The sequence below is a fragment of the Streptomyces sp. NPDC059564 genome (assembly GCF_042735575.1).
Classification (GTDB): Bacteria; Actinomycetota; Actinomycetes; order Streptomycetales; family Streptomycetaceae; genus Streptomyces.
In genome coordinates, this window is sequence record NZ_JBHWBP010000440.1 from 1 (window position 1) to 5,588 (window position 5,588).

Below are 5,588 nucleotides of genomic sequence, written 5' to 3' on the forward strand. Positions count from 1 at the left end.
GATTTTTGGCACGCTGTTGAGTTCTCAAGGAACGGACGCTTCCTTTGTACTCACCCTCTCGGGCTTTCCTCCGGGCTTTCGTTCTGTTGTTCTTGCGTCTCCGACTCTATCAGACTCTTTCGTGTCCGACTTCCTCGGCGCTTTCCAGGTTCTGCGCTTTCGCGCTTTCCCTTTCCGGCGAGTCCGACTCTATCAGAAGTTTTCCACCGGATTTCCCGGCGGCAACGTTCCGAATGAAGAGTCGAATACACCCCACATGGAATGTTCATTCCTCGCAGGGTGGGTGGTCGCCGAACCTGTCCGGTTCGAGGCAACCGTTTGACTCTACAACCCTGCCTGTGGGGTGTCAAAACGGCGGGCTAGGGGTAGCGAGGTCGACCGTCCGGGTCGGGTGGCTCTGCTGCTGCCGTCCTCGTCTGCACACGTGCCGGGCAGCCGGATCTCGCGGACCCCCTCCTCTGAACACGCCCTGCGTCGGCACCCCCCGCCGGCGCCGCTGGTCACTTCGGGACGCGGTACTTCAGGTGAGGGCCGGCACCACATGGAGCTGGAGTTCGTCGATGACCCTCCCTGAGGTGCTGCTGCACCGTGCTCGCCCCGCCCGCGATGGCCTTCGCCTGGTCGAGGGCACTCTCGAAGGGCGGCTCGGCGCCGTCGCCTCCCGGGTTGTCGGTGATCACGTCGGACCCGGCGATGTAGCCGTCGGGGGGAGATGGCCAAATCCGCGGTCACGCTCACGGTCGCAGTCACGAGATGGGGCTCCTCGGGTCCTGGGATGTCCCTGCCGTCACTCTCCCGTCGATCGGGAACCCCCGCATTCGGCATCCCCGGCTACAACACGTTCGCCGCGAATGCAGCAGCCGCTGTCCACGGCACGGGCCACCGCCAGATGTTCGGCGGCGGTCCCGGCCGGCCTCACTCCGCCCTGGCGCTCCCGCCCGGTCGAAGGACACATCGACCGAACTCCAGCCCACCTGGCCCGTGGCGCGTCTCGCCACGCGTGCGATCACGCCGTCCGCCGGCACGCCAAGGAGGGGCCTATGGCTGGCCTATGCATGACGGTCTGCCTGCATACCGAGGCCGCAGGCGATATCGAAGGGGCGCTTGCACAGGCCGTCGGCCTCGACTTGGGGTATCTGGGCTTCCTGGGCCCTCACGACCCTCCGCGGCCCTCCGTATGGCCAGGCGGAGAGGCATGCCTCGCGGACCTTCCCGGCAGCACCATCCTCGTCCGGCTCCGCTGCCACGCCTGACGTGACTCACGCTGCACTCTTCACGGAGAGACCGTCGTCTCTGCCGGGCCGCGGATCGCGGTCCCCGGCCAGTTCCCTCGGATGCCTCGGGCCAGGCCGACTCGCTGGCCATGGACGTCCAGCAATGTGGAACTCCATCCACTCGACGCCCGGGACGGTGAAGCGCGAGCCGACGTTCACGGACGCGATTCCTTCGAACGCGTTGCTCGTTCCCGGAGTACCGAGGCTCCACGGCGTCGCGATCCGCCATGCACACTCAAGGACGGCCAGGAGCACGGCCTCTGGGGTGGAGCTCAGAAGCGGGGAGATCAGCTGCATCTCGGCAAGCTCGGGGAACTTCCAGTACCGCTCATAGCTCTCGATCTCAACCGCGTGCCCCAGTTGGACCGCTAGGCCGTGTTTTAGAACTGGGGTCCGTGCCGCGCCTCGTGCCGTGATGATCGCGGCGTGGGGCGAGGGGATCTTTCAGATGACCAATGGTCGGTCTTGGGGCCGTTGTTGCCGGTCACGGTGTTGGGCCGACCGTCGTTGTGCCGGCGGCGGTTGATCGACGGGATCCGCTGACGGGCGCGGACCGGGGCCCCGTGGCGGGATTTGCCGCACGAGTACGGCCCGTGGCAGACGGTCTATGGGCTCTGCCGTCGCTGGCAGCGCGATGGTGTCTGGTCGGCGGTGCTGGTCACCTGGGAGGTGAACGTCGACTCCACGATCTGCCGGGCCCATCAGCACGCAGCTGGTGCCCGGCGGGACGGCCAAGCCCAGAAGGAGCCGCCGGGCGGCCACCAGGCCGAACCGGATGATCACGGCCTGGGGCAGTCCCGCGATGGCTGGACGACGAAGATTCATTTGGCCTGTGAACAAGGTCAGCGACCGTTATCGCTGCTGGTCACAGCCGGTCAGCGGGGAGACAGCTGGCAGTTCACGGCCGTGCTGGAAGCCATCTGGGTCCCTCGCCTCGGACTGGGCCGGCCCCGGGTCCGTCCGTTGCGGGTGCGAGGCGACAAGACATCCCACGCGGATAAGCGTCAAGCCACCGCTGCCTTGAGGCCTGCTGAGGCCTGTGGGAAAGCGGTTGCTTCGTCGTAGGCGTGACCGTTCTGGAGGCAGTGGAACAGCATGCCCATGAAGCGGTTGAAGAGGTTCCGCTGTGCTGCAACGTGACGGTCGCCGGCTGCTCGTCGACGGTCGTAGTGGGCTCTGGCGCCTGGTGACCTGGTGAGAGCGCCGAATGCCCAGACGTAGCCGACGGCGGCCAGTCTCTGGTTCTCGACCTTCCGGCTCATGACCTTGCAGCTCTTGCCGCTGGCCCTGGTGACGGGGGCGCTTCCCGCGTAGGCCTTGAGGGATCCGGCGGTGGCGACGCGGGTGCGATCGTCGCCGATCTCCGCCAGGACCCGGGCGCCGGTCAGTGCGGCGAGACCCGGAAAGCTGCGGATGACCGGCGCGTCCGGATGTTCCTCGAAGGCCTGCGTGATGGCTTCTTCGAGCTGGTCGGCGTTGTCGCAGGCGGTGTCCAGCTGCCTGAGCAGAGCGGAAGTCTGATGTCCGAAGGCCGCCTCGACCTGCGGGAGCTGGTGGAGGTAGTCGCGGCTAAAGACCTCGTGGAGCCGTTCGGCCTCGCCCTGGATGCCGCGGACACGGCCGGCCTGCTTGAGCAGAGACTGCAGACGCCTCCGGGTCAGCTTCGCGGCCATGGCGGGGGTCGGTGCCGCGGCCAGGATGCTGCGGGCTTCCCTTGAGCGCAGGCCGTGCTTGTGCTGGGCGAAGGCGTCGAGGATCGCAGGATAGAACTCCCTGAGCTGGGAACGAAGCTTGTTGTGGGCCTGGCCGCGGGCCCAGACGGCGTCCTGCTGGGCCCGGGCGAGCACGGCGATGACCTGGACGAGCTCGGAGTCCGCCGGCAGTGGGCGGTGGGCGGCCATATCGGTTCGCAGGATGTTGGCCAGGGCAGCGGCGTCGACGGCGTCCGACTTCTTGCGGGCGACGGAGTGCCGGTCCCGGTAGCGGGCGACCGCCAGCAGATTGATCGCGAAGACCGGTCGGCCGGTGGCCCGCAGACAGGCGACAAGCAGTCCGCGTGACGTCTCGATCGACACCGGAATAGGAGTTTCTTCGCTGTCGCCGTGCTCGGCCAGCAGAGCCATGAGCTGGGCAAATCCTGCGGCATCGTCGCTGAACCGCACCTTGGCGAGCTGCTGTCCACTCGTATCGACCAGTGCGACGTCGTGGTGATCTTCGGCCCAGTCCACCCCGCAGAACACTGGCGTCGGTAACCCGGTGATCTCCATCCGGACCTCCTTTTCAGCGGCGAGGGCGGCCAGCTCAGTCTTCCAGGCGCGGGTGCGGTATCCGTTGGAGCCGCCCGCGTCCGCGGTGATCAGCAGCCGGGTGGCGTGAGGGTAGTCGTGGCCGGCACGGGCCTGCCACCAGCGGCGGATGGAGGCAACGGCGAAGGCTGCCGTGTCGTGGTCGGTGCCGACGCTGACCCAGCCGGTGTTCGCGGCGACGTCGTAGATCCCGTACGGGATCGCCTTGCCCGGTCCCTGCCGGTCCAGGAAGTCATGGGTCTTGACCTGGGCCGGAGCTCCCTTCGGCTCCCACTCACGGCCCCCGTTCTTGTAGGGGCCGACCAGCTCCTTCTTCTTGGTGTCCACGCTGATCACCGGGTCGTCGGCGCCCATGTGCTCCTTGGCCCGGTTGTTGATGTAGCGGAACTGGGCATCGCGGTCGGGATGCTGCCCGTCCTCGAGGGTCTTGGCGTTGGCCTGGAGGCTGAACCCCTCCTCCCGCAGAAGGTCGGCGACGGTATCCGCCGAGACGCGGTGGCCCTGTCTGGTGAGCTGGTCGACGAGTCTGCGGATGGACTTCGTCGTCCATCGCAGCAGCGACATCGGATCTCCGCGCATGTCCGGCTCGACCAGCGCCAACAGCGCGGGCCGCAGTCCTGGATCTACCTCGGCCGCCCGCTTGCGCCCGCCATCGGAACGGCGGACCCGGCCCAGTGGTTCCGCCCCCGCTTCCAACTCGTCCACGCCCTTGCGGACGGTCGTCTCGCTGACCCCGGCCGCCTGGGCGACCGCCCGGATCCCGCCGTGTCCCAGGATCCTGGCCTCGGCCCCCATCAGCAGACGACGCTGCCGCTCGTCCAGATGTGGGAACAACACCGCGAACTTCAGGACGAGTTGATCACGGACCTCGCCAGATATGCGCATATCACACCAACGAGCCGAACAACGGGAAGCAACACCTTGATTCTCCGCGAGCCCTTAGGCAGCCGGCGACACGTTCGGCAGCAGGGCGGTCAGTAGCGCGTACGTGGCAGCGCCACGAGATCGTCTCGAACCCGCGGGAGACCCCCGTCCAGATCTCGTTGGATGGTCAAGGGCGCGGACCCGGCATCCGGTTCAGCATCCCGGAGAGGGCCGACCTCCGTCACGGGACGGTGCGTGATCAGAAGATGGCCCAGGCTTCCCTCGGCAGATGGGGATGGACGTCGTCCATGGCAGCGGCGGGCAGCAAGACGGGCGTAAAGGGCTCACGGCTCTCGACTCTCGGCACGATCGAACAGCCGCTGCTCCAGCTCGGACGGAACCCGGCCGACCAGTGCCACCCCGCTGGCGAGCACCTCCGAGAAGTAGAGCTTCAGCCCCACCTCGCGGAAGACGTGGCACGTGATGGCCCAACGCCGGTTGTGGTAGCGATCGTTCGCGCGGGTGCCGCCGAGCGCTGCGCACGCCTCGCCCGGGCTCATCCCGAACCGCAGCGGTCCCAAGCTCACGATGGTCGTGCTGAGGGAAGCTGACTCATCCGCCGAGGACGAGGTTGTGTGGACTTTAGGGTGGGCGGACGGCCCTGTTCTTCCAGTTCGACATCCCCTGGAGCCAGGAGCCTTTCGGCGGAGACCACCCCCGGTCTTCACTGCCGTGCGCACCATGACGCGTCCGACCCCCAGTTCGCTGACGGCCCGCTCGTGCCGAGGTACTGGGACGCTCCGCAGCCGCCCTACCCGGCTCCGTTCTGGCGGGTCCTGCTTGCGAGCCGCGCGGGGCTGCCGGACACGCGGAAGCCGAACCGTCCGTGTGCGCGCTGCCGCTGACTCTGCGGCCTTTCGTGGACACGCCCGACGACAGGGGCCACCGGGGCCCAGACGTTCAAGGGTGAAACCGCGCTGGTCGGGCACCGGAGCCAGCCGGCCTGCTCGCCAGCATCACGGCAATGTCCCGGGAAATCACGGAAATGGCCGTAAACGCAGAAAAGCCCCGCACCAGTTACCTGGTGCGGGGCTTTCCCACAATGATTGTTCGGCGGCGTCCTACTCTCCCACAGGGTCCCCCC

3 protein-coding genes and 2 pseudogenes are annotated in these 5,588 nt (G+C 67.5%); 2 read left to right on the forward strand and 3 right to left on the reverse strand.

Features of this window, described 5'->3' with window-relative positions; all coding sequences use genetic code 11:
- Window positions 1-322, forward strand: a 322-nt coding sequence (locus tag ACFV0Q_RS37620) for a hypothetical protein (RefSeq protein ID WP_385012003.1), incomplete at its 5' end; no start/stop codon positions are given.
- Between the two features lie 1,510 nt (window positions 323-1,832).
- Window positions 1,833-2,339, forward strand: a pseudogene (locus ACFV0Q_RS37625) (transposase); the annotation flags it as partial.
- On the opposite strand, the gene ACFV0Q_RS37630 reads toward ACFV0Q_RS37625, so the two are convergent.
- The 3 genes and pseudogenes from ACFV0Q_RS37630 to ACFV0Q_RS37640 all read right to left on the reverse strand — a co-directional run bounded on the left by ACFV0Q_RS37630 (window position 2,279) and on the right by ACFV0Q_RS37640 (window position 5,025).
- Window positions 2,279-3,541 carry an IS110 family transposase gene (locus ACFV0Q_RS37630; protein ID WP_385012007.1) on the reverse strand — a complete coding sequence of 421 codons (1,263 nt, stop codon included), beginning with the start codon at window positions 3,539-3,541 and terminating at the stop codon, window positions 2,279-2,281. The pseudogene ACFV0Q_RS37625 and the gene ACFV0Q_RS37630 sit on opposite strands and share 61 nt — an antisense overlap.
- Window positions 3,521-4,465 (reverse strand): annotated as a pseudogene (locus ACFV0Q_RS37635) (ISAzo13 family transposase); the annotation flags it as partial. The pseudogene ACFV0Q_RS37635 and the gene ACFV0Q_RS37630, both read right to left, overlap by 21 nt.
- A gap of 323 nt (window positions 4,466-4,788) precedes the next feature.
- Complete coding sequence (locus ACFV0Q_RS37640; RefSeq protein WP_385012005.1) at window positions 4,789-5,025, reverse strand: hypothetical protein; 237 nt, start codon at window positions 5,023-5,025, stop codon at window positions 4,789-4,791.
- Window positions 5,026-5,588 lie beyond the last annotated feature (563 nt).